The sequence below is a fragment of the Embleya sp. NPDC059237 genome (assembly GCF_042754105.1).
Taxonomy (GTDB): Bacteria; Actinomycetota; Actinomycetes; order Streptomycetales; family Streptomycetaceae; genus Embleya.
This window is the reverse complement of record NZ_JBHZAE010000008.1, coordinates 82106-108367: the sequence shown is the minus strand read 5'-3', so window position 1 is coordinate 108367 and position 26262 is coordinate 82106. Positions and strand designations below refer to the sequence as shown.

24 protein-coding genes are annotated in these 26262 nt (G+C 72.4%); 11 read left to right on the top strand and 13 right to left on the bottom strand.

Going from position 1 to position 26262, the window contains the following annotated elements; all coding sequences use genetic code 11:
• The first annotated feature begins 16 nt into the window (after nucleotides 1–16).
• Nucleotides 17–805 (top strand): FadR/GntR family transcriptional regulator, encoded by a 789-nt coding sequence (locus ACFXKZ_RS25250; protein ID WP_380003260.1) that lies wholly within the window; start codon nucleotides 17–19, stop codon nucleotides 803–805.
• Nucleotides 802–2016, top strand: a complete 1215-nt coding sequence (locus tag ACFXKZ_RS25245; protein ID WP_380003259.1) for a CynX/NimT family MFS transporter — start codon at nucleotides 802–804, stop codon at nucleotides 2014–2016. The genes ACFXKZ_RS25250 and ACFXKZ_RS25245 overlap by 4 nt, the downstream gene beginning before the upstream one ends.
• Nucleotides 2017–2399: 383 nt before the next feature.
• Here the strand turns inward: ACFXKZ_RS25245 and ACFXKZ_RS25240 are convergent, their stop codons facing one another.
• Nucleotides 2400–3197, bottom strand: coding sequence for an HAD family hydrolase (locus tag ACFXKZ_RS25240; protein ID WP_380003258.1), 798 nt, complete (start codon nucleotides 3195–3197; stop codon nucleotides 2400–2402).
• Nucleotides 3194–4471, bottom strand: coding sequence for a serine--tRNA ligase (gene serS / locus ACFXKZ_RS25235; protein WP_380003257.1), 1278 nt, complete (start codon nucleotides 4469–4471; stop codon nucleotides 3194–3196). Before serS ends, ACFXKZ_RS25240 begins: the two co-directional genes overlap by 4 nt.
• A gap of 131 nt (nucleotides 4472–4602) precedes the next feature.
• On the opposite strand from serS, the gene ACFXKZ_RS25230 reads away from it, so the two are divergent.
• Together ACFXKZ_RS25230 and ACFXKZ_RS25225 are read left to right on the top strand one after the other, a co-directional pair.
• Nucleotides 4603–5418, top strand: a complete 816-nt coding sequence (locus ACFXKZ_RS25230; RefSeq protein WP_380003256.1) for a phosphatase PAP2 family protein — start codon at nucleotides 4603–4605, stop codon at nucleotides 5416–5418.
• Nucleotides 5419–5448: 30 nt separating this feature from the next.
• Entirely contained in the window at nucleotides 5449–7110 is a 1662-nt protein-coding gene (locus ACFXKZ_RS25225) for a diacylglycerol kinase family protein (RefSeq protein WP_380003255.1), read from the top strand.
• Between the two features lie 23 nt (nucleotides 7111–7133).
• Here ACFXKZ_RS25225 and pheA read toward each other — a convergent pair whose 3' ends face one another.
• The gene (gene pheA, locus ACFXKZ_RS25220) at nucleotides 7134–8084 is read right to left on the bottom strand and encodes a prephenate dehydratase (RefSeq protein WP_380003254.1); all 951 of its coding nucleotides are present in this window, start codon (nucleotides 8082–8084) and stop codon (nucleotides 7134–7136) included.
• Between the two features lie 116 nt (nucleotides 8085–8200).
• On the opposite strand from pheA, the gene ACFXKZ_RS25215 reads away from it, so the two are divergent.
• Nucleotides 8201–8986 carry an ABC transporter permease gene (locus tag ACFXKZ_RS25215; RefSeq protein ID WP_380003253.1) on the top strand — a complete coding sequence of 262 codons (786 nt, stop codon included), beginning with the start codon at nucleotides 8201–8203 and terminating at the stop codon, nucleotides 8984–8986.
• Here the strand turns inward: ACFXKZ_RS25215 and ACFXKZ_RS25210 are convergent.
• Nucleotides 8956–9780 carry a Bro-N domain-containing protein gene (locus tag ACFXKZ_RS25210; RefSeq protein WP_380003252.1) on the bottom strand — a complete coding sequence of 275 codons (825 nt, stop codon included), beginning with the start codon at nucleotides 9778–9780 and terminating at the stop codon, nucleotides 8956–8958. The genes ACFXKZ_RS25215 and ACFXKZ_RS25210 overlap by 31 nt on opposite strands.
• Before the next feature lie 476 nt (nucleotides 9781–10256).
• On the opposite strand from ACFXKZ_RS25210, the gene ACFXKZ_RS25205 reads away from it, so the two are divergent.
• Complete coding sequence (locus tag ACFXKZ_RS25205) at nucleotides 10257–10430, top strand: hypothetical protein (RefSeq protein ID WP_380003251.1); 174 nt, start codon at nucleotides 10257–10259, stop codon at nucleotides 10428–10430.
• Nucleotides 10424–12031 carry an alpha/beta hydrolase gene (locus ACFXKZ_RS25200; RefSeq protein WP_380003250.1) on the top strand — a complete coding sequence of 536 codons (1608 nt, stop codon included), beginning with the start codon at nucleotides 10424–10426 and terminating at the stop codon, nucleotides 12029–12031. Before ACFXKZ_RS25205 ends, ACFXKZ_RS25200 begins: the two co-directional genes overlap by 7 nt.
• A gap of 3 nt (nucleotides 12032–12034) precedes the next feature.
• On the opposite strand, the gene ACFXKZ_RS25195 is transcribed toward ACFXKZ_RS25200, so the two are convergent.
• A complete protein-coding gene (locus tag ACFXKZ_RS25195; RefSeq protein WP_380003249.1) occupies nucleotides 12035–14119 on the bottom strand; it encodes an FGLLP motif-containing membrane protein in 2085 nt (694 codons plus the stop codon).
• A gap of 95 nt (nucleotides 14120–14214) precedes the next feature.
• The gene (locus ACFXKZ_RS25190; RefSeq protein ID WP_380003248.1) at nucleotides 14215–14967 is read right to left on the bottom strand and encodes a TetR/AcrR family transcriptional regulator; all 753 of its coding nucleotides are present in this window, start codon (nucleotides 14965–14967) and stop codon (nucleotides 14215–14217) included.
• A 131-nt stretch (nucleotides 14968–15098) separates the two neighbouring features.
• Here ACFXKZ_RS25190 and ACFXKZ_RS25185 point away from each other — a divergent pair, with 131 nt between their 5' ends.
• Genes ACFXKZ_RS25185 through ACFXKZ_RS25175 form a run of 3 tightly spaced genes read left to right on the top strand, consistent with a single transcriptional unit; the run spans nucleotide 15099 to nucleotide 17550 of the window.
• Entirely contained in the window at nucleotides 15099–16184 is a 1086-nt protein-coding gene (locus ACFXKZ_RS25185) for an ATP-binding cassette domain-containing protein (protein WP_380003247.1), read from the top strand.
• The gene (locus tag ACFXKZ_RS25180) at nucleotides 16181–17005 is read left to right on the top strand and encodes an ABC transporter permease (protein ID WP_380003246.1); all 825 of its coding nucleotides are present in this window, start codon (nucleotides 16181–16183) and stop codon (nucleotides 17003–17005) included. The genes ACFXKZ_RS25185 and ACFXKZ_RS25180 overlap by 4 nt, the downstream gene beginning before the upstream one ends.
• A 56-nt stretch (nucleotides 17006–17061) precedes the next feature.
• On the top strand, nucleotides 17062–17550 hold the full coding sequence (locus ACFXKZ_RS25175) for a MarR family winged helix-turn-helix transcriptional regulator (RefSeq protein WP_380003245.1): 489 nt from the start codon (nucleotides 17062–17064) through the stop codon (nucleotides 17548–17550).
• A gap of 66 nt (nucleotides 17551–17616) precedes the next feature.
• Here ACFXKZ_RS25175 and ACFXKZ_RS25170 read toward each other — a convergent pair whose 3' ends face one another.
• Nucleotides 17617–18024 carry a winged helix-turn-helix transcriptional regulator gene (locus ACFXKZ_RS25170; RefSeq protein ID WP_380003244.1) on the bottom strand — a complete coding sequence of 136 codons (408 nt, stop codon included), beginning with the start codon at nucleotides 18022–18024 and terminating at the stop codon, nucleotides 17617–17619.
• Between the two features lie 65 nt (nucleotides 18025–18089).
• On the opposite strand from ACFXKZ_RS25170, the gene ACFXKZ_RS25165 reads away from it, so the two are divergent.
• The gene (locus ACFXKZ_RS25165; RefSeq protein ID WP_380003243.1) at nucleotides 18090–19052 is read left to right on the top strand and encodes an NADP-dependent oxidoreductase; all 963 of its coding nucleotides are present in this window, start codon (nucleotides 18090–18092) and stop codon (nucleotides 19050–19052) included.
• A gap of 83 nt (nucleotides 19053–19135) precedes the next feature.
• Here ACFXKZ_RS25165 and ACFXKZ_RS25160 read toward each other — a convergent pair whose 3' ends face one another.
• The 6 genes from ACFXKZ_RS25160 to ACFXKZ_RS25135 form a co-directional block, all read right to left on the bottom strand.
• On the bottom strand, nucleotides 19136–19588 hold the full coding sequence (locus ACFXKZ_RS25160; RefSeq protein WP_380003242.1) for a hypothetical protein: 453 nt from the start codon (nucleotides 19586–19588) through the stop codon (nucleotides 19136–19138).
• Nucleotides 19588–20910 carry an iron uptake transporter deferrochelatase/peroxidase subunit gene (efeB, locus tag ACFXKZ_RS25155; protein WP_380003528.1) on the bottom strand — a complete coding sequence of 441 codons (1323 nt, stop codon included), beginning with the start codon at nucleotides 20908–20910 and terminating at the stop codon, nucleotides 19588–19590. The genes ACFXKZ_RS25160 and efeB overlap by 1 nt, the downstream gene beginning before the upstream one ends.
• A 1175-nt stretch (nucleotides 20911–22085) precedes the next feature.
• Complete coding sequence (locus tag ACFXKZ_RS25150; protein ID WP_380003241.1) at nucleotides 22086–23837, bottom strand: copper resistance protein CopC; 1752 nt, start codon at nucleotides 23835–23837, stop codon at nucleotides 22086–22088.
• A 40-nt stretch (nucleotides 23838–23877) separates the two neighbouring features.
• Complete coding sequence (locus tag ACFXKZ_RS25145) at nucleotides 23878–24519, bottom strand: copper chaperone PCu(A)C (RefSeq protein WP_380003240.1); 642 nt, start codon at nucleotides 24517–24519, stop codon at nucleotides 23878–23880.
• On the bottom strand, nucleotides 24516–25235 hold the full coding sequence (locus ACFXKZ_RS25140) for an SCO family protein (protein ID WP_380003239.1): 720 nt from the start codon (nucleotides 25233–25235) through the stop codon (nucleotides 24516–24518). The genes ACFXKZ_RS25145 and ACFXKZ_RS25140 overlap by 4 nt, the downstream gene beginning before the upstream one ends.
• Before the next feature lie 171 nt (nucleotides 25236–25406).
• Complete coding sequence (locus tag ACFXKZ_RS25135) at nucleotides 25407–26165, bottom strand: YcnI family protein (protein WP_380003238.1); 759 nt, start codon at nucleotides 26163–26165, stop codon at nucleotides 25407–25409.
• Between the last annotated feature and the right edge of the window lie 97 nt (nucleotides 26166–26262).

Sequence of the window (26262 nt, the reverse complement as noted above, 5' to 3'; positions counted from 1 at the left end):
GAATCCAGGAGGGTCCATGTCGCTCCAGGCCGCCGGCAGACGCTCGCTCGTCGACGACGCGATCGACCAGCTTCGCGCCCAACTCACCGCCGGAACCTGGCCGGTCGGGTCGCGCATCCCCAGCGAGAGCGTGATCGCCGAGCGGCTCCGGGTCGGCCGGAACACGGTGCGCGAGGCGATCCGGGTGTTGGTGCACGCGGGGATGCTGGAGTCCCGCCAGGGCGACGGGACCTATGTCCGCTCCCTCACCGACCCCGGCGACCTGGTGCGCCGGATCGAACACGCGGACCTGCGGGACATCTTCGAGATGCGCCGGGCGCTGGACGTGGAGGCCGCCCGGCTCGCCGCCCAGCGGCGCGACCTCGCCGACCTGGAACGCATTCGCCGCGCCCTGGTCAGGCGCGGCGCGGCCGACGGCAGCGCGGACACCCCGGAGCCGCACGACTTCGACCGCGGCGACGTTGCCGAGGGCGAGTTGGACGACCTGGTCGAGCAGGACGTGGCCTTCCACACCGCGATCGCGCGCGCGTCGCACAACTCGGCGATGGTGGCCACGTACCGCTGGTTCAGCGACTCGTTGTGGCGTGCCATCCGCACGGTGGTCGGCGACGGCACCCTGCCGGACGCGTCGCACGCGCTGCACGTGGCCCTGGCCGACGCGATCGAGGCGGGCGATCCGGACGCGGCCGAGCGGGCGGTACGGGACATCCTCGAGCCCGCCGTGGTGGCCCTGGACACCCTGCTGCACGACCGTGCCCCGCACGACCACCCGACCGAGCACCATCCGATGGAGCACGACGCATGAGCACGACCGACCTGCGGATGTCCCCGAACACCAAGACCACCGCGAAGGCCGGCGGCGGCGCGCTGTTGCTCGCGGGCATCGTGTTGATCGCGCTGAACATGCGGGCCGGACTGTCCAGTGTGTCGCCGCTGGTGGGCGAACTGCGCGACGTGTTCCACCTGTCCGCGACCACGGGCAGCCTGATCACCGCGATACCCGTGCTGTTCCTGGGCCTGATCTCGCCGCTCGCGCCGGTCGCGGCACGGCGGTACGGCACCGAACTCGTGCTGCTCGGCGCGCTCGTCGTGGTGGGCGCCGGGATCCTGCTGCGGATGGTGCCCGCGTTGGGCGCGCTGTTCGCGGGCGGCGCGCTCGTGGGCGGTGGGATCGCGGTGCTGAACGTGCTGATGCCGGGCGTGGTCAAGCGCGAGTTCCCGGACCGGGCGGCGGTCATGATCGGGGTCTACAGCGCGGCCATGGTGCTCGGCGCGGCGGTCTCGGCGGGGGCGACGGTGCCGCTGGAGAACGCGATCGGACACGGCTGGCAGCCGGCTATGGGCTGCTGGGCGCTGCTCGCCGTCGCGGCGGTGGCGGTCTGGCTGCCGCACGTGCGGCGCCGGCGCGGGGCCGCGGCGGTCGCGATGCCGCGTGTGGCGGGGTTGTGGAAGTCGCCGCTGGCCTGGCTGGTGACGGGCTTCATGGGTCTGCAGTCGTTGCTGTTCTACGTGTTGCTGGCCTGGATGCCGACGATCCTCACCGACCACGGCATGAGCAAGGGCACCGCGGCAGCGATCTTCGCGTTCAACACCTTCGTGCAGATCCCGTCCTCGCTCGCGGGGTCGATCATCGCCGGTCGGATGCGCAACCAGAGCGCGCTGGTGGTCGGCTCGGTCGGTCTGGTCGCGGCCGGGTACGTGGGGCTGATGCTCGCGCCCACGGGCGGGGCGTGGCTTTGGGCGGTGTTGTTGGGGCTGGGCCAGGGGGGCGCGGTGTCGCTGGCGCTGACCCTGATCGTGTTGCGGTCGCCCGATCCGCATACGGCGGCGCAGCTGTCCGGGATGGCGCAGGCGGTCGGCTACGTGGTGGCCGCGTTCGGGCCGTTGGCGGCCGGGGCGCTGCGGCAGGTCACCGGGGGGTGGACGGTGCCGATCGTGGTGATGCTGGTGCTGTGTGCTTGCGCGATGGGGTGTGGGGTGGGGGCTTCGCGGCCGGGGCATGTGCGGGTGGGGTGAGGGTTTTTTGATGCCCACCCGCCCGGCCCGTTGCGTCAGCCGGGAAGGCTGCGGGATTCGGGCATCGGGGACGCCCACAGGGGCCTCGCGCCGGATGAGGCGCCTCGGGCCTCCGGGGTGCGCTCGGGCTCCGGGGCCGGGGCTCGGGCGTTGGGCTCCGGGCTTGGGCTGTAGCACTCAGGGGCCGGGCTCGGGCGTTGGGCTCCGGCTCGGGCCCAAGTGTCGGGCTCGGGTGCAGGCCGCGGGCCGTGGCGTTGGGCTCAGGCTTTGGGCTCGGAGTGTTGAGCTTGGCTCCAGGCTTGGGCTCAGGCTGCGGCCTCGGGCCTCGGGCTCGGGTGCAGGCTGCGGGCCGGGGCGTTGGGGTTTGGGGCTTGGGCTTCGGGTCAGGCGGTGGGGAACAGGCGTTCCAGGACTACCGCTACGCCGTCTTCCATGTTGGACAGGGTTACCTCGTCCGCGACGGCCAGTAGTTCGGCGTGGGCGTTGGCCATGGCCACCCCGTGGGCCGCCCAGCGGAACATGGTGACGTCGTTGGGCATGTCGCCGAACGCGATGGTGTCCGCGGCCTTGGCCCCCAGCCGGCGTGCCGCCAGGGACAGGCCGACCGCCTTGCTCAGGCCCATCGGCAACGCCTCGACGATGCCGGTGCCGGCGTGCGTGACGTCGACCAGGCCGGCGCAGATCTTCCGGGCGCACGCGGTCAACCGGTCGTCGTCGTAGTCCGGGTGGTAGAGGTAGAGCTTGAGGATCGGCTCGGACCACAACTCCTCCCGGTTCGCCACGGTGTACACCGGCAGCAGGGATTCGTAGCGGTAGCCGTCCTCGATCACCACCCGACCGGCAAGACCGTCGCGGCTGACCGCGAACCGTACCTCGCCCAGTTCGGCGGTGAGTCGTTCCACGGCCAGCCGGGCCAGTTGCCGGTCCAGGGTGACCGAGGTCAACAGCCGGTCCTCGCCCGCGTGGTAGACCTGCGCGCCCTGCCCGCAGACGGCGAGCCCCCGGTAGCCGAGCGCGTCGAACACCGGACGGGTCCACCCCACGGCGCGGCCCGTCACTATCACGTGCCGCGCACCGGCCTCGGCGACCCGGACGAGCGCCGCGCGATTGCGCGCGGAGACCGTGTGGTCCTCGCGCAGGAGCGTGCCGTCCAGGTCGGTCGCGATCAGGGTGAAGGTCACGCCTGCACCGGTTCGAGGACCTCACGACCGCCGAGGAAGGGCCGCAGCGCCTCGGGGACGACCACCGAGCCGTCCTCGCGCTGGTGGTTCTCCAGGATCGCCACGATGGTGCGGGGCACCGCGCACAGCGTGCCGTTGAGCGTGGCGAGCGGGCGGGCGCCCTGCTCGTCGCGCATCCGCACCTGGAGCCGGCGGGCCTGGAACTCGGTGCAGTTCGAGGTGGACGTGACCTCGCGGTACTTGCCCTGGGTCGGGATCCACGCCTCGATGTCGAACTTGCGCGCGGCGGAGGCGCCGAGGTCGCCCGACGCGACGTCGATCACCCGGTAGGGGAGTTCGAGCCGGTTCAGGAACTCCTTCTCCCACGCGAGCAGGCGGCGGTGCTCCGCCTCGGCCTCCTCCGGTGCGACGAAGGAGAACATCTCCACCTTGTCGAACTGGTGCACCCGGATGATGCCGCGCGTGTCCTTGCCGTACGTCCCGGCCTCGCGACGGAAGCACGGCGAGAAACCGGCGTAGCGCAACGGCAGTTCGGCGGCCGGGATGATCTCGTCCATGTGGTACGCCGCGAGCGGTACCTCGGCGGTGCCCACGAGGTAGTAGTCGTCGGCCTCCAGGTGGAACACGTTCTCCGCGGCCTGGCCGAGGAACCCGGTGCCCTCCATCGCGGCCGGACGCACCAGCGCGGGCGTCAGCATCGGCGTGAAACCGGCCTCGGTCGCCTGCGCGACGGCCATGTTGACCAGCGCCAGTTCGAGCAGCGCGCCGACGCCGGTGAGGTAGTAGAAGCGCGAGCCGGACACCTTCGCGGCCCGCTCGACGTCGATCGCCTTGAGCATGCGCCCGAGTTCGACGTGGTCACGCGGCTCGAAGCCCTCGACCGCGAAGTCGCGCCGGGCGCCGATCTCCTCGATCGTGACGAAGTCCTCCTCGCCGCCGACCGGTGCGTCGGGGGCGATCAGGTTGGCCAGCGACTTGAGCAGCCGGTCGGTCTCCGCCTTGGCCTCGGCCTGCTCGGCGTCGGCCGCCTTGACCTCCGCGGCCAGCGTCTGGGCGCGCGTCAGCAGCTCCTGCCGCTCGTCGCCCTTGGCCTTGGAGACCTGCTTGCCCATCGACTTCTGCTCGTTGCGCAGCGCGTCGAACCGGGAGCCGGACGAGCGGCGGAGCTCGTCCGCGGCGAGCAGCGCGTCGACGATGGTCTCGTCCTCGCCGCGGGCACGCTGCGAAGCGCGGACACGGTCGGGATCCTCACGGAGCAGTCGCAGGTCGATCACGGGCAAAGCCTACCGGGGCCCCGCCAACGGATTTCGCGACCGCGGGGTCCCCGGACGATTCCGGGCGTCCCGTGTACGACTTCTGCCGAGGAAGTGAACGTGCGGGACCGGATTCGGGTTATGAATGAACAATGACCTCCTCCCCAGGCTGGGTCGGCAGGCGCCTCGACCCCGACCGGCGTTTCGGACTCAGGATGACCCTGGCCGCGCTCGCCCTGCTCGTCGGCGCGTTGCCGTTCGGGGTGCTCGCGGCCCTGGTGGAGACCAAGTGGTCGCCGCTGCTCGACCTCGACCGGGACGTCGCGACCGACCTCAACGACTGGGTCCGCGCACACCCCGCCTGGCAGCACACGCTGCTGTTCCTGACCGACTGGGTCTGGGATCCGAACGTGTACCGGGTGCTGGTCGCGATCATGTGCGGGTGGTTGTGGTGGCGCGGCGCGCGGCGGCTCGTGGTGTGGGCCGCGACGAGCATGCTCGTCGCGGGGCTGCTCGGCGCGCTGCTCAAGTTCGTTTTCACCCGGGCCCGGCCGGACCTGCCGCATCCGGTGCACCACTCCGACGGCTGGTCCTTCCCGTCCGGGCACGCGCTGACCGGCGTGGTCGGCCCCGGCGTGCTGCTGCTGGCGCTGCTGCCGCTGATCCCACGGGTGTGCCGGCCGTTCGCATGGATGCTCGCGATCGGCTCGGCGGTGGGTGTCGCGTTCACCCGGGTCGCGCTCGGCGTGCACTACGTGACGGACGTGGTGGGTGGCGCGGTGCTCGGCCTGATCGTGCTCGCGGTGACCTCCGCGGTGTTCGAGTGGTGGCGCCGCGACGCCGGACTGCGCCCGGTGGACGCCACCGACGAGGGCCTGGAGCCGGAGCTCGACGGCGACGATCCGGATCCGGAGATTGCGCACATTCGCCCCGGAACCGACCGTGACTCCCCGCACGGGCGGAACTGAACGATCCGTCGCCGGGTAAGAATGTCGGTCATGCTGACCGAAGCAGGACGGTTCCTGCGCCGTATCGTCCTGCCCCTCGCCATATTGACGTTCGTCATGGTGGGTCTCGGTCTGCTCGTCACCAGGACGCTCGACGGCGTGTGGCCGTTCACCGCCGAGGACGACCTGGAGCGCACCCTCGCCGAGCACCGCTCGGGGACCTGGAACGACGTCACCCACGCGTTCTCCACGCTGGCCGACACCGGTGTGATCATCGCCACCACGCTGGTCGCGATGGTGCTGATCCGGATCGTCGGCCGCTCCTGGCGCGGCCCGCTTTTCCTGGCCGGGGCGGTGGCCGGGCAGGCGCTGGTGTTCTGGCTCGTACAACTCTTCGTCTCGCGCGATCGCCCGGGCGTCTCGCGCCTGGAGCACGCCGCCGCGACGTCGAGCTTCCCGTCCGGGCACACCGGCGCCGCGTTCGCGCTCTACGGCGGGCTGGCCGTGCTGCTGGCAAGCCGGCTGCGCCCGCGCGCGGCGGTGGTGTCGGTCTGGGTGCTGCTCGGCGCGATTCCGCTGGCGGTGGCCGGGAGCCGGATGTACCGGGGCATGCACCACCCGAGCGACGTGTTGTCCTCGCTGCTCTACGCGGGCGTCGTGCTGGTCGTGATGAACCGCGCGCTGCTGTCGCCGAAGTCGATCTGGGGGTATCGGGGACGACGCGCTCGGCGCGAGGCGCCGACGGGGGCCGACGGCGGGCGGCCGCGGGCGGCCGTGGTGGTCAATCCGATCAAGCTGGACGTCGCCGAATCACGCACTCGGATCGACCGGATCATGCACGACACGGGCTGGGCCGAGCCGCTGTGGCTGGAGACCACGGTGCTCGATCCGGGGGCCGGGGTGACCGCGAAGGCGCTGGCCGAGGGCGTGGATCTGGTGATCGCGGCCGGCGGCGACGGCACCATCCGCGAGTGCGCGGGCGCACTGGCCGGTACCGACACCCCGCTCGCGGTGATCCCGGCCGGCACCGGGAACCTGCTCGCCCGCAACCTCGGCCTGCCGATCGACATCGCCGACGCGTTGCACGTGGCCATGCACGGGCGCGATCGGCGGATCGACCTGGGCATGGTGGAGGCGAACGCGGACGGGGCCGCGGACGCCGGGGCGGGCGAGGCCGAATCCCGCTGCTTCACCGCGATGGCCGGCATCGGCCTGGACGCGGCGATGGTGGCGGACGCGCCGGACGCGCTCAAGAAGAAGGTCGGCTGGCCCGCCTACGTGGTCTCCGGTGCCCGGCACCTGCGCGACCGGCGGATGCGGGTGACGCTGACCGTGGACGACGGCGAGCCGATCCGCCGGCGGGCCCGGATGGTGCTGGTGGGCAACGTCGGCGCGCTCCAGGCCGGCATGCAACTGCTGCCCGGGGCCGCGCCGGACGACGGGCTGCTCGACGTCGTGGTGTTCGCGCCGTACGGGATGACCGGCTGGGCGCACGCCACGGTCCGGGTGATAGGCCGGCGGCGCGACCAGGAACCGGCCGTGGTGCCGGTCAAGCAGCAACGGCTGCGCCCGATCGAGCACTTCACCGGTCGTACGGTGCTGATCGAGACCGATCGCCCCGAGCCGCGCGAGGTGGACGGCGACCCGATCGGGCCCGGCACCCGACTGGCGGTCCGGGTCCGGCCCGGGGCGCTGACGGTGCGCGTCCCCTGAGCCGGCCCCGGTGGGTGCTCGGGTCAGATCTCGCCGCCGCCGCGGGCGCGTGCGAGCCATTCGGCGGCGTTCGCGAACTCGGCGTCGGAGGTGCCGCGGCGCAGTTGCGGACGGACCCGGTCGGCGCGCGGGTAGGAGCCGAGGAAGCGCACGGCCGCGCACACCCGGCGCAGCCCCATCAGGGCCTCGCCCACCCGGGCGTCGGCGACGTGGCCCTCGGCGTCCATCGAGAAGAAGTAGTGGCCGAGGCCGTCCCCGGTGGGGCGCGACTCGATCCGGGTCAGGTTGACGCCGCGGACCGCGAACTCCTGGAGGATCTCCAGGAGCGCGCCGGGGTGGTCGTCGACGATGTAGGCGACCACCGTGGTGCGGTCCGCGCCGGTGGGCACGGTGGGCCGGTCCGGGCGCTCGACCAGGACGAACCGGGTGACCGCGCCCTCGACGTCGTGGATGTCGGTGACCAGCGGCACCAGACCGTACGGGCCGGCCGCGAACTCGCCGGCCAGGGCCGCGTCGTAGCGGCCGTCCTGGACCAGGCGCGCGGCGTCGGCGTTGGACGCGGACGAGAACCAATGCGCGTCGGGCAGGTTGGCCGCGAGCCAGTTGCGCACCTGCGGCTGGGCGTGCGAGTGACTGGAGATGGTCTTGATGTCGTCCAGGGCCGTGCCGGGACGGACCAGCAGCGCGAAGGCGATCGGCAGCAGGATCTCGGCGGTGATCACCAGCGGCGCGCCGGTGGCCAACTCGTCCAGCGTGATGGACACCGCGCCCTCGACCGAGTTCTCCAGCGCGACCACGGCGCCGTCGGCGTCGCCCCTGCGGACCGCGTCCAGGGCGACCGGCACCGACTCCATCGGCGTGGCCTCGGCGTGCTCCGCACCGGGCAGCATGCGCAGGGCGGCCTCGGTAAAGGTGCCCGAGGGGCCGAGGTAGGTCCAGCGGGGCGCGGCTGCGGGGGTGGGGGCGTCGGACATGTCGTCACTGTACTGAGCCGGCCGGTGTGCTCGTCGTGCGTTCCGTGGTGTGGACGCGGGGACGCGATGGGGTCGCTCGCACTGCGCGGTACCGCCGAGGGGGTGAGGCTGGGCCTGTGGAAAACGCCTCGACGTTGTTGCCGGTGACACCGGCCCTGGGGGTCGTCGCCGTGGTGCTCCTGACCGCCGCGACGGCGGTGGCCGCACTGGCGCGGCTCGGCCACGGGCGGGCGGTGGTGCTGTCCGGGGTGCGGGCGACGGCGCAGTTGCTGGCGGTGTCGTTCGTCATCACACACGTGGTGGACCGGCTCGGGTTCGCGGCGCTGTTCGTGGTGATGATGTACACCGTCGCCGCGCTGACCGCGGCCGGGCGGGTGACCGCGACGCGCCGGTTGTTCTGGCCGGCGGTGCCGATCGTGGCGGCGACGGGGCCGACCCTGGTGCTGCTGTGGGCGAGCGGACTGGTGCCGGCGAAGGGCATCGTGCTGATCCCGATCGCGGGGATCCTGATCGGCGGCGCGATGACCGCGACGGTGCTGGCGGGGCGCCGTGCGCTGGAGGAGTTGACACAGCGTCATGGCGAGGTGGAAGCCGCTCTGACCTTGGGTTTCACCGATCGGGACGCGGCGATGGAGATCTGTCGGCCGGCCGCTTCGGGGGCGCTGATCCCGGCCCTGGACCAGACCAGGACGGTGGGGTTGGTGACCCTGCCGGGGGCCTTCGTGGGGATGTTGCTCGGGGGTGCGACGCCGTTGCAGGCGGGGGCGGTGCAGCTGTTCGTGTTGGTCGCGCTGCTTCAGGTCCAGGCGGTCGCGGTGGCCGTGACGATCGAGTTGGCGGCGCGGGGGCGGCTGGTGCGGGCGGCCTCGGGTCAGGGGGACGGGGGCGGCTCGGGCACGTAGCGGTAGGTCTGCCCGCGCACCGCCGAGCGCATGGTCGAGTCGCTCACGCCGTACTCGCGGGCGAGCCGATAGACCGACACACCGTCCCGGGCCCGACGCCGGCAGGCGGCCACGGCCTCGGGGGTGAGGCGACGTCGATCGCCGGGTGTGGGGAAATCCACGGGCCTGTGGATAACCCTGTGGATATCGCTGTGGAGAACCTGGGGATCGCTGTGGGTTTCCGAGGTGGGAGGGGTCGTGTCACGAGTGTCTGTGGACAACGGGGCGGCCGACTCGAAGCCGGCGGTGAGGCGGGCCACGGCCATGGTGTTGATCTCGACGGCCTTGGTGAGATCTCCGGTGCGCTCGGCGAGATCGGCGATCGAGCCGATGGCGCGGGAGAGGAGAGCGTCCATGTTTTCGCTGGTGGCGGGCGTGTAGCGGCCGGTGCGGCGGATGGTGGGGAGGACGTCGTGGGTCACCCAGCGGCGGAAGGGCTTGGCCTGGGGTTTGTTGCTGCGGATGATCAGCGTGTAGAGCCCGGACTCGCTGATGAATGTCATGTTCGGGTTGCCACCCCGGTTGGGGGTTCCTGCAAAATTGTTTCGGGAACCCTGCTGACCTGCGGTTTTATCGATGCGGACGATGGTCCTCTCGTCTTGATCGAGATTTGCCACCGCCATCCGCGAGTTGGAGTGATCCAGCGCGGCGCAGATGTCGAACACACAGAACCAGGGGTCGCCATCGATCATCGTGACGCGCACATGGTCTTTTCCGGCGAATGTGAAGATCTCGATGGTGCCCTCGTGACTCATACCAGCTTCCTTTGCTTGAGTTCGGCCGTTCGGTTTGCCCTGATCTATTCCGTACGGATTTGACACGGTATTCGTCTGACCTGCGGTTTCGAGGACTTTTTGGTGCTCGCCGCGATGTGCTCGCAGCGGCCACCGTCGTTCTTGCCCGACGATCCACCCGTGTCCCCCGAACGGCTCATTGCGTTCGCCCATACGTATGAACGAGCGGGGTGACGGCCCGGTTACGCCTTGGTTGGCTGGTTTGTTCGCTCTCCGGGGATTCGCGAGATCGGGTGACCGACGATGGTTATCGTTGATCCCACTGTGTGATCAGGCGACCACGGGGAGGGGTCTTGGCTGGTAGCGGGGGTGGGGCGGGGCGGATTTGGGTGGACACCGGGGCTCTGCGGCAAGGGGCCGGGGTCGCTCGGGACGTTGCGGAGGGGTTGCGGCGGGCGGCCGGTGGTCCCGATGGGGTGGTCGCCGGGTGTCCGGGGTTGGCGATCGTGGCGGCGGTCGAGGCGGTGACGGCCGCGTGGGTGGCGCATGTGCGGGCGCTTGCCGACGGGTATGCCGGGATGGGCGACCTTCTCGTAGCCAACGCCGACGCGCATGATCGGGCCGATCGGGCGGTGGCCCGTGTGTTCGCCGAGGGTGGGCGCCGATGGTGACGGTTTCCGGCCTGCGGGACGCGGCCCTGGGCGGGCTGGATCGGGCGGTGGCCGAGTGGGCCGAACTGGCCGCCGCGTTGGACGCGTTGGCCGGGCGGGCGACGACCGGTGTGGCCGGCCCGTTGCGCGCCTCGCACTGGACGGGCGCGGATGCCGACGCGGCGGCGCGGGCGGTGGCCGTGCGCGGTGAGCAGGTCGCGGTGGCGGCGCAGGAGGCCCGGTGTGTGCTGACCGTCCTGGACACGGCCGCCGAGCAGCTGCGAGCCGCCCAGCGTGAGGTGCGGGTCGGCTTGGCGGAGGCGGCGAGCGCCGGGTTCACCGTGTCCGAGGCCGGGCGGGTCCTGCCGGCCGACCCGGGCCGGGGAGCCGAGGGGGCGACGGTCGAGCGGCGCTTGGCCGAGCCGGTTCGGCGGGCGGCCGAGATCGACGACCGCTGCGCGCGGGCACTGGCCCGGTTGTATCCGACCCCGGCGGCCGACTGGGCGGATACGGCCGCCGACCGGGTGGCCGTGACGGCGTTGGCGGGGTTGCGTCCCGGTGCGATCCCGAAGGGCGATCCGGCCGCGGCTGCCCGCTGGTGGGCGGGGCTGAGCGCGACCGACCGGGCGCGGTACCAGGCGGCGTACCCGGCGCTGCTCGGTGCGACGGACGGGCTGCCGACGGAGGTGCGGGACCGGGCCAACCGGGTCGCGCTGGCCGAGGCGAAGGCCGCCGTGACCGCCGAACTCGCGAAGGCCCGGGCCGAGCGGGACATGGCGGGCCGGATCGACGACGCCCGCCGGCGACTTCGGGTCACCGAGCTCAAGGGTCGCCTGGCCGCGATCGAGTCCCTGGAGGCCGTCCTCGGCTCCGCCGCCGACCTGTTCCTGATGGGCTTCGACGCCCGGGACGACGGCCGGGCGATCGTGGCCATCGGCAACCCGGACCGGGCCGCCCACACCGCCGTGTACGTCCCCGGCACCGGCGCGCGCTTGGCGCACATCGGCTCGGACGTCGCCCGGATGCGCAGCCTGTGGCAGGCGGCCGGTCGGCTGACCGACCCCGGCGAGGTCTCGGCGATCACGTGGGTCGGCTACGACGCGCCGGACACCCTGGTCCACGCGACGACCACGTCGTACGCGGACACCGCCGCGCCGGCGCTCGCGAAGTTCCTGCGCGGCGTCGGGGTGGCCCAGGGGATCGAGACGAACCGGCATCTGACGGTGATCGGCCACAGCTACGGCTCGGTCGTGCTCGGGCAGGCCGCACGGCGCGACGAAGGGCTGTTCGCCAAGGACGTGATCGTCGTCGGCAGTCCCGGGATGCACGCGACCCGTGCCGCGGATCTCGACCTCGATCCGCGGCACGTCTGGGTGGGCGCCGCGCACGACGACATGGTCGTCGCCCTCGGCTTCGGAGCGCACGCCCCCACCGTGGACGGCAGACCCCGGGGGGTCACCCCGGACGACGCGGGGTTCGGCGCCAACCGCTTCACGACCGACGGCGCCGAGGGGCACAGCGAATACTGGTCCACGCGCCGGCCGACCGCCCTGGACAACCAGGCCGCGATCGTCGTCGGGAACTACGCGGCCGTCCGACTCCTGTGGGGAGTGCGTCCGTGAGGGTCAGGGCGTCACCGGCGGCCGGGCCGGCCGAAGGCGGAAGGTCGCCCAGAAGAGCACGGACAGTACGGCCGCCCCGGCGAAGAGGTACATCGAGCGCAGCCACATGGTCCGGGTGGTGCCGCCGGCGACGCCGGTGGGGTCGAGCAGGGTCAGCGTGAACAGGAACAGGGCCGCCACGTAGATCGCCGCCCAGGCCCAGCGGTTCCACCGCCACAGCGCGTGGCCGTCCATGAAGCGCATCGGGAGCAGGCCGAAGACCAGGCCGACCACGGAGGCCACGAAGCACTGGGTGAGCAGGTCCTCCGCGAGGACCCACCCGAAGGGTGCGCCGTCGGAGTCGTTCAGGACGTGGGTGACCGGGATGCGCCACACCCACGAGACCACCGCGAGCCCGGCCAGCGACCACGAGCCGAGGGCGATCGCGCGGCCCTCGTCGGCCGGCGACAGTCGGCGCAGTCCCGCCGAGGTGAAGGCCAGGAACAGGCCGTACACATAGCCCGGGGCCAGGCCGAGCAGTCGCGACGCCGCCGCGAGGAGCACGGCGACGACCAGCGCCCCCGGCACCAGATGCGGCAGGGCCCGGATGCGCGAGACCCGGCGCCGATACGCCTCGGCCGGGCCCTCGTACACGAGCACCCCGAGCGGCACCGCCGCCACCAGCGCCAGGGCCAGCGCACCGGTCCCGGCGTTCCAGCCCGTGCCGGGTTCCACCGCCACGCACGTGGCCGCCGAGAGCACGACGAAGGCCAGCACCTGCAACTCGGGCACCCGGGGCTGCGATCGTGGTCGGGCCGCGCCCGGCCGCAGTCGGCGCCGGATCCGCAGCCGGTTCTCCGCCCACGTGCGGTTGAACAACTCCGCCGAGAAGCCCAGCACCGGCAGTGCCGCCAGCGCGGTCGCGCCCGCCACGAGCACCGGCCGGGGCTCGTCGAACAGATCGGCCGGACTCGGCAGGTTCACCGCCGCCTCCGAACGATCTCCGACCGGCTCCGCGTCCTTCGTCGCGGCCACCACCGCGAGCTGCACCGACACGTCGCCGTCGTACCCGGCCCCACCCACACAGGCGACCGTCAACGCGCCCTCGCCGTCCGCCAGTCCGCTCGGCACGGTGACCTCGCCCGAGAACCGCCCGTCGGCCGTCACCGGCACCCGCCCGAACTCGTTCGGGCCGTGCCGTACGGTCAGCGCCCCGGCCCCGCCGTCGACCGGCCGGGCACACCCGACGAACCCGCTGCCCTCGACCCGCAGCGGCCGACCTGCCGTCGCCTGCGTGGGCGTCACGGTCAACTTCGGTTCGGGAACCTGGAATTCGGTCCGCAGCGTGACCCCGTTGTCCGGCATCCCGGCGCCCTGGGCGAAGCAGCTCACGGTGATCGGCCGCGGTCCGCGCGTCGGACCCTCGGGCACGATGAAGCGATACGAGGTGCCGGCGGGGTCGAAGATGCTGAGCTTGGCGAGGAAGTGCCCATCCCACGTCACCTCGGCGTCGTCGTCCGCGTTCGCCGGTCCACAGCGCAGGTTGGTCCACAGCGTGACCTCGGTGCCCGGCAGCCCCGTGGCGGGCTCCACGAGGATGCGCCGGGTGCGCAGATCGGCCGGCGGGCTCGCGGTCTCCTCCTTGCGGAACGCGTTGATCTCGATCGGGGTCTGCGCGAGGTTGTCTTCCCGGCCCGGGCAGCGCACCACGATCCGGTTCACCGCCGGGACGTTTTGCCCCGTCGCTCCGTTCGAGCTGTAGATCGGGGTGGGTACGGCGTGCCGGAAGGCGATCGAGTGCCCGTGCGCCGCATCCACCGGCAGTCCCGCGGCGAGCAGGTCGTCGTACTCGCCGGAACTGCCGCCGTTCACCGACGCGAGGTACACATCCACCGTGTTCGTGGGGCAGCCGCTCAGCCCCGAACCCCGGATCGTCACCGTGTCCCCCGGCCGCACCTCCCCGGTCGGCCCGCTCACCGAGGGCCCGTCGGCCGCCGACGCCGCCGATCCGCCCACCCCGATCGGCGCGAGCGTCAGCGCGATCGCCCCGATTCCGCACCCGACCGCAACCCGGAGCGCGGTTCGCCGCCGCGCCGGTGTCTCGTCCATGATCCCCGCCGTCCCCGACCCCCGTGGCCGAGCACCGATGATGACGCCGGCGGGCCCGGGTCACAACCGTTCCCGGCCATGGCCACCCTCCCGGGTCAGGTCCGGCGCTCGACGAACGCCTCCAGGCCGTCCAGAAGCAGGCGCAGGCCGAACTCGAACTCCCCCTCGCCGTCCGCGAGGAAGCTGTCCTGGGACAGCGCGGCCAACTCCGGGTAGTTCCCGCTCGTCATGGCCGCGTTCAGGATCGGGGCCTGGGCCGCCCAGAATTGTTCGTCGCTCACCCCGGTGCGCTGCGCCGCGTGTTTGGCGTTGAAGTGGGTGCGGGCCATGCCGCTGACGTAGCCGCCGTCGATGATCGTCAGGACGGTCATCTTCTCCCGGTCGCTCAGCGCCGCGTCGCCGATCGCGGCGAGGGTGAGCTCCAGGGCCCGGAGCGAGTTGGGGCCGAGCACCGGCCGCGCCTGGTCGACGTTGAGCAGCCACGGATGCCGGTTGTACATCTGCCAGATCCCGCGCGCGACCTGCTCCAGCGCGCCGCGCCAGCCGAGTCCGGGCGGGAACTCGGTTTCGCCGGGGCTGTTGACCTTGTCGACCATCAGATCGAGCAGTTCGGCCTTGCCGGGCACGTAGCGGTAGAGCGACATCGTGCCCGCCCCGACCTCGGCGGCCACCCGCCGCATGGACAGCGCGTCCAGCCCCTCGGCGTCGGCGACGGCGATGCCCGCCGCGACGATCCGGTCCAGGGTCAGCGCCGGCTTGGGGCCTCGGGTCGGCTTCCGGTCCAGGCCCCACATCAGTTCGAGACTGCGGGCCAGGTCGCCGCTGCCGGTGTGGTCGGTGCTCGTCATGGTGCCTCCCATCGTAGGAGCCCCGCCCGCACCGGCCCGGATCGGCGTGCGGGCTCGCGTGACATCGGCCGATTTAAAACTGGGTACTGCGTACGCGAGTCGGGTACGGTGTACTCGGTTGAAGGAGGCTGATGGAAACGACGAGTCACGCGGTCCTCGCCGAGGGCCTGACGAAGCGGTACGGCGCCAAGAGCGCCCTCGACGATTTCGATCTCACCGTGGCGCCGGGCACGGTCCAGGGGCTGCTCGGCCCCAACGGCGCCGGCAAGACCACGGCGGTCCGGATCCTGTCCACCCTGCTGCGCCCGGACGGCGGTCGCGCGCTGGTCGCCGGGCACGACGTGACCACGGACCCCAGGCGGGTGCGCCGGCACATCGGCCTGGTCGGGCAGAACGCGGCGTTGGACGAGGCGGTGACCGGGCGGCGCAACCTGATCCTGTTCGGCCGCCTGTTCCACCTGGACAAGCGCCACGCCGCCCGCCGCGCGGACGAACTGCTCGAACGGTTCGACCTGGTCGAGGCCGCCGATCGGGGCGTCAAGCAGTACAGCGGCGGCATGCGCCGACGGCTCGACCTGGCCGCGAGCATGATCCTCGCGCCGACCGTGCTCTTCCTCGACGAACCGACCACCGGCCTTGACCCGCGCGCCCGCAACGAGGTCTGGGAGGCGGTGCGTTCGCTGCTCGCTGGCGGTACCGCCGTGCTGCTGACCACGCAGTACCTGGACGAGGCGGACAAACTCGCGGACCGCATCGCGGTGTTGGACCGGGGACGCAAGATCGCCGACGACACCCCGGAGCGGCTCAAGCGCGAACTGGGCGGCGACCGGATCGAGATCGTGGTCCGCGAGGCCGCGCACCTGCAGCCCGCGCTGCGGGTGCTGGCCGTGGTCACCGAGGCCGGCGGCGAGCCGCTGGTCGACGCCGAGGAGCGGCGGGTGACCGCTCCGGTGGGGGACCGGGTCGCGGCGCTGACGCATGTCGCGCGGGCATGTCAGGAGGAGGGCATCACGATCGAGGACATCGGCGTCCGTCGCCCCACCCTGGACGAGGTCTTCCTGCGCCTGACCGGGCATCGGGCACACGAGGACGACCCGGATCCGACCACGCCCGCGCGGCCCGATTCCTCGGGTCCGGGTGATCCGGACGACCCATCCGACCCATCCGACCCATCCGATCCGTCCGCGCCGTCCGGAAAGGAGGTGGCGCGCCGGTGAGCGCCGCGACCGTACCCGCCGAGGCCCCCGAGCGTCGGCTCTACTGGGCGATCGCGGACTGCCTGACCGTGGTCCGCAACGAACTCGTCCACATCGCCCGCCAACCGAGCATGCTCGCCTGGCAGTTGGGCTTTCCGATCGTGTCCGTGCTGCTGTTCGTGTACGTCTTCGGCAGCGCCATGAACGTGGGCGGGAGCGTCGACTACAAGGACTACGCGCTGCCGGGGATGTTCGCGATGACCATGGCGCAGGGGTTCATGAACACCGCGACGATCGTCGCCTTCACCCGGCAGCTCGGGGTGATGGACCGCTATCGCTCGATGCCGATGGCCCCCTCGGCGGTGGTCAGCGGGCGCGGGGTGGCCGACGTGCTCGGGGCGAGTCTCGACCTCGCGGTCCTGGCGTCGATCGCGCTCGTGGTCGGGTGGCGACCGCATGGTGGGGTGCCGCAGATCCTGGCCGCGTTCGCGCTGCTCCTGCTCCTGCGCTTCGCGCTGACCTGGGTCGGGGTCTACCTGGGATTGCTGGTGCCGAACGCGGAGGCGGCGGGCAACCTGTTCGCGATCGCCCTGCCGTTCGGCATCGTCTCCAGCGTCTTCACCCCGCCGTCGATGATGCCGCAGTGGCTGGGCACGGTGGCGATGTGGAATCCGGTCTCGTCCACGGCGAACGCGATCCGGGACCTGTTCGGCGATCCGGCCCCGCACGGCGGCGGTTGGATCGAGACGCACGCGCTGCCGATGGCGATGGTCTGGCCGCTGGTGATCACCGCGATCTTCCTCCCCCTCGCGGTGCGGCGGTTCCAGGCGCTGGGACGCTGACGAGAGATCTATTACGAAACAATCTGTCGGCATACCTATCTTGTTACGCTGATCGCATGACCACCGAGCCCCTTGCCCCCACCGTCCTGGATGTGACCGGCATGGTCGTACACGCCGGGCACGTGCTGAACACCCGGCTGGCGGCGGCCCTCGCGGCCATCGACGTCTCGCCGCGCAACTACTGCGTGCTCGTCCACGCGGTCGATCGCGACCTGACCCAGGCGCAGGTGGCCGAGCTGTCCGACCTGGACAAGACCACGATGGTGGTCACGATGGACGAATTGGAGCGGACCGGGCTCGCCGAGCGACGGCCCGCGCCGAGCGACCGCCGGGCGCGGATCATCGTGGTGACCGACGCCGGCCGCGACCTGATCCGGGCCGGGCGCGGGATCGTCGACGGCGTGCACGCCGAGGTGCTGGGCACGCTGCCCGAGGACGAACGCGCGATGTTCCTGTCCGCGCTGTCGCGCCTGGTCGGCGGTGTGCTTGCGAAGCCGGTCGAGTCCGAGGTGAACGTACGCCGGGCCCGGACGCCCAAGCGCTAGCCCGACCGGCCGCGAGCCGAGGACCCCCGCCGTCGGTCGCGGCGGGGGTCCTCGGCGCATGTCGGTTCAGAGCGCCTCGACCCGGTGTGCCTCCGCCTCCGCGTAGGCCAGCTTCGCCGCCGCGATCTCGTCGATGTGGCTCTCGGACCAGTTGCGGATCTCCGCCATCAGGCCGCTCACACTGGTCCCGAGTTCGGTGAGCGAGTATTCGACCTGCGGCGGCACCGTGGCGTAGACCGTGCGGCGGACCAGGCCGTGCCGTTCCAGGTCCCGCAGGGTCTGGGTGAGCATCTTCTTGGTGATCCCGCCGAGCCGCCGGCGCAGCTCCGCGTAGCGCAGGGTCTGCGGGTGGAGGGCCCCGACCACCAGTGCGACCCACTTGTTCGCGATCAGGTCGAGTACGGCGCGGGAGGCGCAGTCGCTGAGGTAGACGTCGGCGCCACCGAAGGGGCGCAGGTCGGGAGGGGTATGCATGAGGTACCCAGGTACCAGGAAGGTGCCTTCTTCACAATGGTGACCGCCACGTCGATGCTTGCCGCATGACGACGAACACGATCGACACGACGGCGAAGATGCGCAAGGCACACCAGGACACACTCGGCGGGCCCGAGGTCCTGCGCGTGATCGAGACCGCGATACCCACGCCCGGACCCGGCGAGGTACTGGTCGAAGTGCGCGCCGCGGGGGTCAACCCCATCGATACCAAGATCCGGGCCGGCGGAATGTGGCTGGTGCCGCCGTTCACGCTCGGCTGGGACGTCTCGGGCGTGGTCGCCGCGGTCGGTGCGGACGTCTCGCGCCTCGCGGTCGGCGACGAGGTGTACGGCATCCCCGACTTCCCGCATCTCGCCGGTGGCTACGCGGAGTTCGTGGTGGCCTCGGAGCGCTCGTTCGCGCGGAAGCCGAGCACCCTCGACCATGAGCACGCCGCGGCTCTGCCGCTGTCCGGCTCGATCGCCTGGCAGGCCTTGGTCGAGGTTGCGCAGGTGGGTCCCGGTCAGCGGGTGCTGATCCACGCGGCGGCGGGCGGCGTCGGGCACCTGGCGGTACAGATCGCCAAGTCGCGCGGCGCGTACGTGATCGGCACCGCGAGCGCGGCCAAGCACGCCCTGCTGCGCGAGCTGGGCGCGGACGAGGTCGTGGACTACACCACCGTCGATTTCGGCACCGCGGTGCGCGACGTCGACGTGGTTCTGGACCTGATCGGCGGCGAGTACGAGGACCGCTCGGCGGCCACGCTGCGGCCCGGCGGCATCCTGCTCAACATCACCAACCCACCCGCGGCCGACGCCACCGCGGCCAAGGCCGAGGCAGCCGGCGTCCGGGGCATCACGGTCGACCTGGACCCGAACCCCACCCGGCTGGCCCTGTTGGCGGAGCTCGCGGAGGCGGGCGAACTGCGCACGATCGTCGCCGAGACCTTCCCGCTGGACGAGGTGGTCAAGGCGCACGAGACGGCCGAGGCGGGCCGCACCACCGGCAAGATCGTGCTGATCCCCTGAGGTCGACCCGCGCCCGCGCGGCGCTGCGGTCGGACCACCCGGCCGCGGCGCCGCGAAACGGCCCATCCGTGGGCGCGATGCGGCTACTCGGTGATCTCGATCGTGCCCGCCATGCCGCTGCCCACGTGATACATGCAGTTGAAGGTGTACGAACCCGCCTTGCCGAAGCTCAGCTTGATGTCCTGCGACGTGCCGCCCTCCGACGGCGCGACCGGCGCACCGCCGGGCAGGATCATCTGATGCGGGGTGATCCCGGTGTCCGCGAGGGTGATCACCAGCGGCCCGGTCCGGGCCCGGATCACCGACGGCGAGAAGCGCAGCTTGTCGTCCACCCGCAAGACGATTCGCTGCACACCGTCGGCGCCCAGCGCCGCGACACCCTCGGACGCGGCGGCGGTCGCCTCGGCCTCGCTCATGTAGGAGCCCGGCCCGCCCTCCGCGCCCCAACTCCCGCAGCCGGCGAGCAGGAACGGCAGGGCGATTGCCCCGACCCACCGGCGACGCCGCCTCGGCATCGGCTCCGCACGCCTCGGCATCAGCCCTCCAACAGGGATTGACCGACGTATCCGCCCGGGGCGCACCCCGGCGGGACGACGAAGATCGCACTCGCCTCGTGCCGCAGGAACGGGGACAGCGCGTCGCCCCGGGCCAGTTTGCGCTGGATCGGTACGAAGCCGTCGTCCGGGTCGTGCTGCCACGCGACGAACAGCAGCCCCGCGTCCGGCGCGCCGTCGGTGCCGAAGCCGTCGTGGTAGGAGTAGCCGCGGCGGAGCATCGTCGCGCCCCGGTTGAACTCCGGCGCCGCCACGCGCATGTGGGCGTTGGCGGTGATCACCAACTCGCCGTCGGGACCACGCTTGCCGAAGTCCGCCGCGCTGTGCTCGCCACCGCCGGTCAGCGGCGCGCCGGTGTCCTTGCTCCGACCGATCACCCGCTCCTGATGGGCCTTGTCGATGCCGTCCCAGGCGTCCAGCAACATCCGGATCCGGCGGAAGACCACGTAGGAGCCGCCGACCAGCCAGCTCTGCTCGGTCCCGGCCGCACCGACGAAGACCTTCTCGTCGAACTTCGGGTCGGACTGCTTGGGGTTGTTGCTGCCGTCGATCTGCCCCATCAGGTTCCGGTGCGTCATCGGCTTGGCCGTGGCGCCGGGCGAGCGGGCGAAGCCGTTCATCTGCCAGCGGATCCGGGCCACACCCTTGGCCGCCTTCTGCAACGCGCGGACCGCACCGAAGCCGACCAGGCCGTCGTCCGCGCACACCTGGACGAACAGGTCGCCGTCGCTGCGGGCCGGATCCAACGCGTCGTCGGGGAACGGCGGCAGCGGCTTGAGCGCCGCGGGTCGTCGGGCGGCGAGGCCCAGCTTGTCGAACAGGCCCGCGCCGAATCCGAAGGTGACGGTCAACGAGCAGGCCCCGGCGTCCGCCGCGACCTGGTCGTCGTCCGGCGCCGACTGCCCGGCGGTGAGCCGCGCGGCGGTGTCCGACCAGCGCCGCATCAGCGCGGCGACCGCGGCCCGGTCCGCACCCGGCTCCAGGTCCCAGGCCAAGAAGACCGCCTTGGCCTGGGCCGGGGTGGTGATGCCGGCCTGATGTTTCCCGTGAAACGGCACCACGGTGGCACCGAGCCGGGTCATCGCCGGGCCGCCGTCGTCGCCGGACTCGCCCGCGAACGCCACCGCGCCGCCGGTCGCGCCGACCACCAGGCCGCCGGCGCCGGCCGCGCTCGCGACACCGACGAAACGACGCCGCGAGACGTGCGCGCCGATGCTCGCTCGCTCGGCGGACGGGTCCGCTCCGTCGGGCGACCCGCTCGCTCGATCGGAGGAATCGTTCGTTCGATTTCGGGAGCTGCTCATCACGTCGTCCCTCACAGGTTCCACCACGTCTTCCACCGCGCCGCGCGCGCCGACCGGCGCATCGGACACGTTCGTCGTCGGCACGGCCGATTCGGCCGACTCGACGGAGTCGACCGGCGCTCCTGCGCCCGCCGGCACCGCCCGGTGCGATCCGCGCCGTACCACCACGACCAGGGCCAGCGCCGTGCCGAGCCCGGCGCCCAGGACCAGCACGGTCAGCGTGCGATCGAGCCCGATGCCGCCCACGAACGGCGACGACGAACGCCACAACACCGGCAGGTCGTACCCGGCCACCCGCAACGCCAGCACGCCGAGCGCCGGCGCGGCCAACCACGCCCCGCCCATCCGGCGCCGCACCAGCAGCACCGCGCCCGCGAACGCCACCGCGCTCGACAACAGTTGCAGCAGGTTGCCGTCGAGGAAGGCGGTCGCCCATGCCCCCGCCCCGCCCGCCCGAACGCCCGCGACCAGGGCCAGGTGCAGCACGCTCGCCGCCGCCACCACCCCCGCGAGCAGGCCGTAGCCGAGCAGGGCCCGGCGCCGGACCGGCGGCAGCCACGCCGCCGCGAACACCAGCGCCGCGAGCCCGATCGAGCCGACGATGCCCGGCCACGGACTCGGCCCCGGCACCCAGCGCAACTCGCCGGTCGCGGCCACCTCGCGGTCGCCGATCCGCATCGGCACGGTCCAGGACTGGACCTTCTGCGCCCGGTCCGGATCGGCCATCACCCGTGGTGGCAACCGCTGTTGCACGATCCAGTGCACCCGCTGGTCGTACCAGCGCGCGACCGGCTCGGCGGAGATCCGGTGCCACTGCGGCGCCCCGGTCGGTTGCAGGTTCGACTTCTCGTCGACCGAGCCCCACCGCTCGCTGCTGAGCGGCACGGCCGGGGACTGGCGGTTCTCGAACACCCCGTCGGGGCCGATTCGCAGGAACGGCTCGCTCATGTAGCCGAGCACGATCACGTCCTGCGGACCGGTGTTGCGCACCTGCATGCGCGCGCCGTTCTCGATCACCCGCACCGTCAGGCCCGGCGCGAGATCGCCCGGCGAGGTCATCACGGTGTGGAAGTTGCTCGGCCCCTGGCCGGACAACTCCTGCGCCACCGCGCTGCCGGCCGGCGCCAGGCAGAGCAACACCCCGACGCACAGCAGCAGGATCCGGCGTACGTGCCTCACCTGACCTCCACGGGCACCGTCACGGTGATCCGGTCGACATCGGAGGTACGGATCGCGAACGACAACTCCCAGCGACCGGCCATCGGCATGGACAGATCGCCCAGCCAGTGCCCGGGACCGCCCCGACGCACCTGGACGTCGGCGCCGTCGATGCCCTTGCCCGGCAGTGCCATCGACACGGTCAACTCCTCGACCTCGCGGATCTGTCCGATCGGGTCGGCGAGGTAGATGTGCAACTCGTTGGGACCGACCCGGGCCGGGTCGACGGTGATGTCGAGCCTGCCCTTGCCCGCCGCGCCGCCGGCGTCGAACGGGACACTGCGGCTGACCGGCCCCGCCGCCTCCACCTGCTTGCGCTCGTGCGCGGTGCGGCCCGGTTCGGTGTCCGTGAGCACCGTGGTGACCCCGAGCACGGCGATGGCCAGCGCGGCCTCGATCACCACCGCCTTGCGCAACACCGCCCACTTCGGGCCGCCCGCCGCGCCCTTGCCGATCGGGGATCGGCCGGCCGTCGCCTCGATGTGCCGCATCAGCCAGCGCCGGGAGACCCAGGCACCGGCCAGCATCAGCAGCACCAGGTCGACCTTGAACACCAGGAGCAGGCCGAACGTGGTGTCGAACAGCGCGGCGAACGAACCCACCTGCCGCCAGGCCGCGTACAACCCGGTGGCCACGAGCACGCACACCGATACGAACGCGGTCCGGGAGAAGACCCGTACCGAGGGCACGTCGAGCCCGGTGCCCGGCGCCGGATCGCCCGGTCGCACCACCAGCGTGACCACCATCGCCAACCCGCCCAGCCAGGTGGACATCGCCAGCAGGTGCACGACGGCCGCGGCCATCGCCGGCTCCACCTGACGGCCCACCGACGCGTGGTCGGCGATCGGCCAGGTGATCGCGATCGCGGTGCACAACACCGCCCAGCCGCCGACGACGATCCGCCGGGTGCGCACGGAGGCGTCCGCGAGCGAGGCGATCAACCAGCCGAGCAGCGCGCCGGCGGCGCCCAGGAGCAACACCCGCGCCGCGATCGCCTTGCCCAGCTTGGTGTCCAGCGTGGCGCGCAACACGTCCGCGTCGAACGCCGACGACAGACCGAGCCCGGACGCGTTCGGGCCGTGCAGCATCAGCACCGCGAGCGAGGACAGCAACAGCCCGCCCCACGCGCCGGACACGAGCAGCCAGACCCGGAACCGACCCATCGCGGCGGGCCGGGCGATCAGCAGGAACAACACCGCGCCGCCGAGCACCGCGAAGGACAGATACGCGACCCCGGTCGCGGCCCGCTCCAGTACGTCGGTCGCGGTGGAGCCGTCGTCGGTCAGATCGCCGACGTTCACCCCGCCCGAGGCCTGGCCGATGTTGAACGTGAACGCGCCGGAGATCGGGTGCGAGTCGGCCGAGACCGCGCGCCAGGCGACGGTGAAGGTGCCGGTCGGCAGGCCGCCCCGGAGCGGGGCGACCACGGTGGTGTCGCCGTCGGGGCCGTGCTTGGTCTGGTTGTTGTCCACCCGGGTGCCGCCGGGGTCGAACACCTTGACCCCGCCGAGCCCGATCTCCACGCCCTCGCTGAACCTCAGCGTGACGGAAGCCGGCGCGGCGGTCAGGGTCGACCCGGACGCCGGGTTGGACGACTCCAGGACGGCGTGCGCCGACGCGGCCCCGGCGCCGCCGAGCACGAGCGCGGCGAGCAGCACGGGCAGCGCGAGCACCCATGCGAGCACCCGCCGGCCGCCCCCGCCACGCATCGGGGCCGGGGTCGACGCCGGGACCGGTCGCCCGGCCGGGTCAGTGGCCCGCATGACCCGTGTGGTCTTCCGCGGGCGTGCCCGTCGCCGGAGCGGGCGGCGCAGCGGGCGGGCCGGCCTCCGATGCGCCCGGCGCGGACGCACCCGGGGCCGGCGCGTCGCCGGGCCGTTCGGTCACTCCGAGCACCGGCACCTGCACGGTGACCGGCCCGGTGTGTTGGAACGTGAGCGTGAGCGGCACGGTGTCGCCCTTCTTCACGGATTTGTTCGGATTCATGAACATGATGTGGTTGCCGCCGCGGGCCAGGACACCCCTGCCGTGCGCGGGCACGTCCAGGCCCGGCACGTGCTGCATCGAGTTCCCGCTGGTCTGGTGCAGCATCACCTCGCCGGAGAGCGGGCTGGCCACCGACAGCAGGCGGTCGGCCGTGTCGCCGTCGTTCTGCACGATCAGGTAGCCCGCCGCGACGTCCGCCGAGGAGGGTTGCGGGATGTACGGGTCGACGATGCGCAGCCGGGGCGCGCCCTGGGCGGCGCCCGCGGCGGTCTTGCGGTCGTCCGTCTTGGCCGACGACGAGGAGCCGGAGTCGGCGCAGGCCACCAGCACACCGCCGATCCCGAGCGCCAGCACACCGCCGACCGCGAGCGGGACGGCCTTGCGGGGGAGGGGGAAGAGCTTCACTTCTTGGTGTCCTCGGGGTGGATCAGCAGGGGCAGGTCGTGCGCGAAGTCGTCGGACGAGTTGCCGTTCGGCGTGCCGTCCGGGGTCAGCCCGCTGCTCGCGCTGTACATGACCGGGCCCTGGTTGTCCGGGCCGAACGCGATCACCTGGGTGCCGTGGGTGCTGACGACCTTGCCGTCGGGGCCGGTGGTCGCCGGTTCGATGGAGACCCCGACCTGGCGGGCCGCGGCCTGGATCCTGTCGAACGGGCCGGTCAGCCCGACGAACGACTTGTCCAGCGAGTCGAGCCATTCGCGCAGGGCCGCCTGGGTGTCCCGCTCCGGATCGGTGGTCACGAACACCACGTCGACCGTGGCCCGGTCCTGCGGGGGCAACTTGCCGAGCGCGCGCACGATGTCGCCCATCACGGTGGGGCACGCGTCCGGGCAGTGCGTGTAGCCGAAGTAGAGCAGGGTGGTGCGCCCGGCCGTCTTGGCCCGGAAGTCGTACGGCTGTCCCGAGGTGTCGGTCAGCGTGAGTTCGGGCTTGGTCCACGGCGGGTCGACCGCGATGCCCTTGTACTTGGACTTGCTCTCGCGCACCTTCACCGGGGCGCCGCTGTCGCTCTTGCCGGAATCGTTGCAGCCCGTGGCGAGCAGCAGCCCGGCCGCGGCCAGGGCGGCGAGGCGAAGACCGGTGCGGCGGCCCCGGCCGAGGGACTTGCTTGCGTTGCTCATCGTTCTCCAGGTCGTTGCTGCCGGGGGCTCGTGCCCGACGCGTCCGGCGTCGGCGCGGGCCCGGTGGCCCGGGTCGCGGGCACGGAGCACATCCGTGCGGGGCGACCCGGGCCGGGACTTCTCCGCCGCGGACCGCGGTGGCGACCGCGGTCCGCGGCGGGACCGCGAGGATCAGGCCGAGCCGGGGCGCCGCGACGCGCGCAGGACGGCGAACACACCGGCGCCCAGGCCGAGCACGCCGACCACGATGCCGACCACGCCCAGGGTGCGCGCAGTGGAGTCGTCACTGTTGTCCTCGGCGACCGCGGCGACGCTCGCCTTGCCGTCGGCGGGCTTGGTCGCCTGGGCGGTGGCGGGTGCCGCGGCGGGTGCCGTGGCACCGGTCTTGGCGGCGAGCTTGAGCACCGGCGCGGGGTACTGCGGCTCCTTGCCGTCGGCGCCCGCCAGGTCGATCCAGCGCACCACCTCGCCGCTGTCGTAGGTCTGCACCGCCTTGAAGACCAGCTTGTCGGTGTCGGTGGGCAGCTTGCCCATGGACACCTCGAAGTCCTCGAACGTGCCCGGGTTGACCCGGGTGCCGGCGTCCGCGGTCCAGGTGATCTTGGAGACCACCTCGGTGAGCGGCTTGCCGTGGTTGTCGATCGGGGTGGTCAGCTTGGTCTTCTCGACCTCGGCCTTCCAGCCGGGCATCGCCCTGGTCTGCACCGAGGTGAGCGGCTTGTCGGCGGGCAGGGTGACCTCGAGCTTGGTGGTCCCCGCGTCGTCGCGCTCGTTGGGGACCCGGAAGGCGACCTTGGCGTACGAGCCCTGGTCGGCGGTGCCCGGCTGCACGCTCACGTGCGCGGCGGCGGAGCCGGCGAACAGCAGCACACCGGCGCCGGCCGAGGCCGCGATCACGGACAGGCGGCGACGCGTGATGGACATGGTCATGGGATGTCTGCTCCATGGATGATCCGGCCGCGGGCGCACGAGGGCACCCCGCGGTACGGGTGGGGACGACGGGAAGGCGGACGCGCGCCACCGCCGA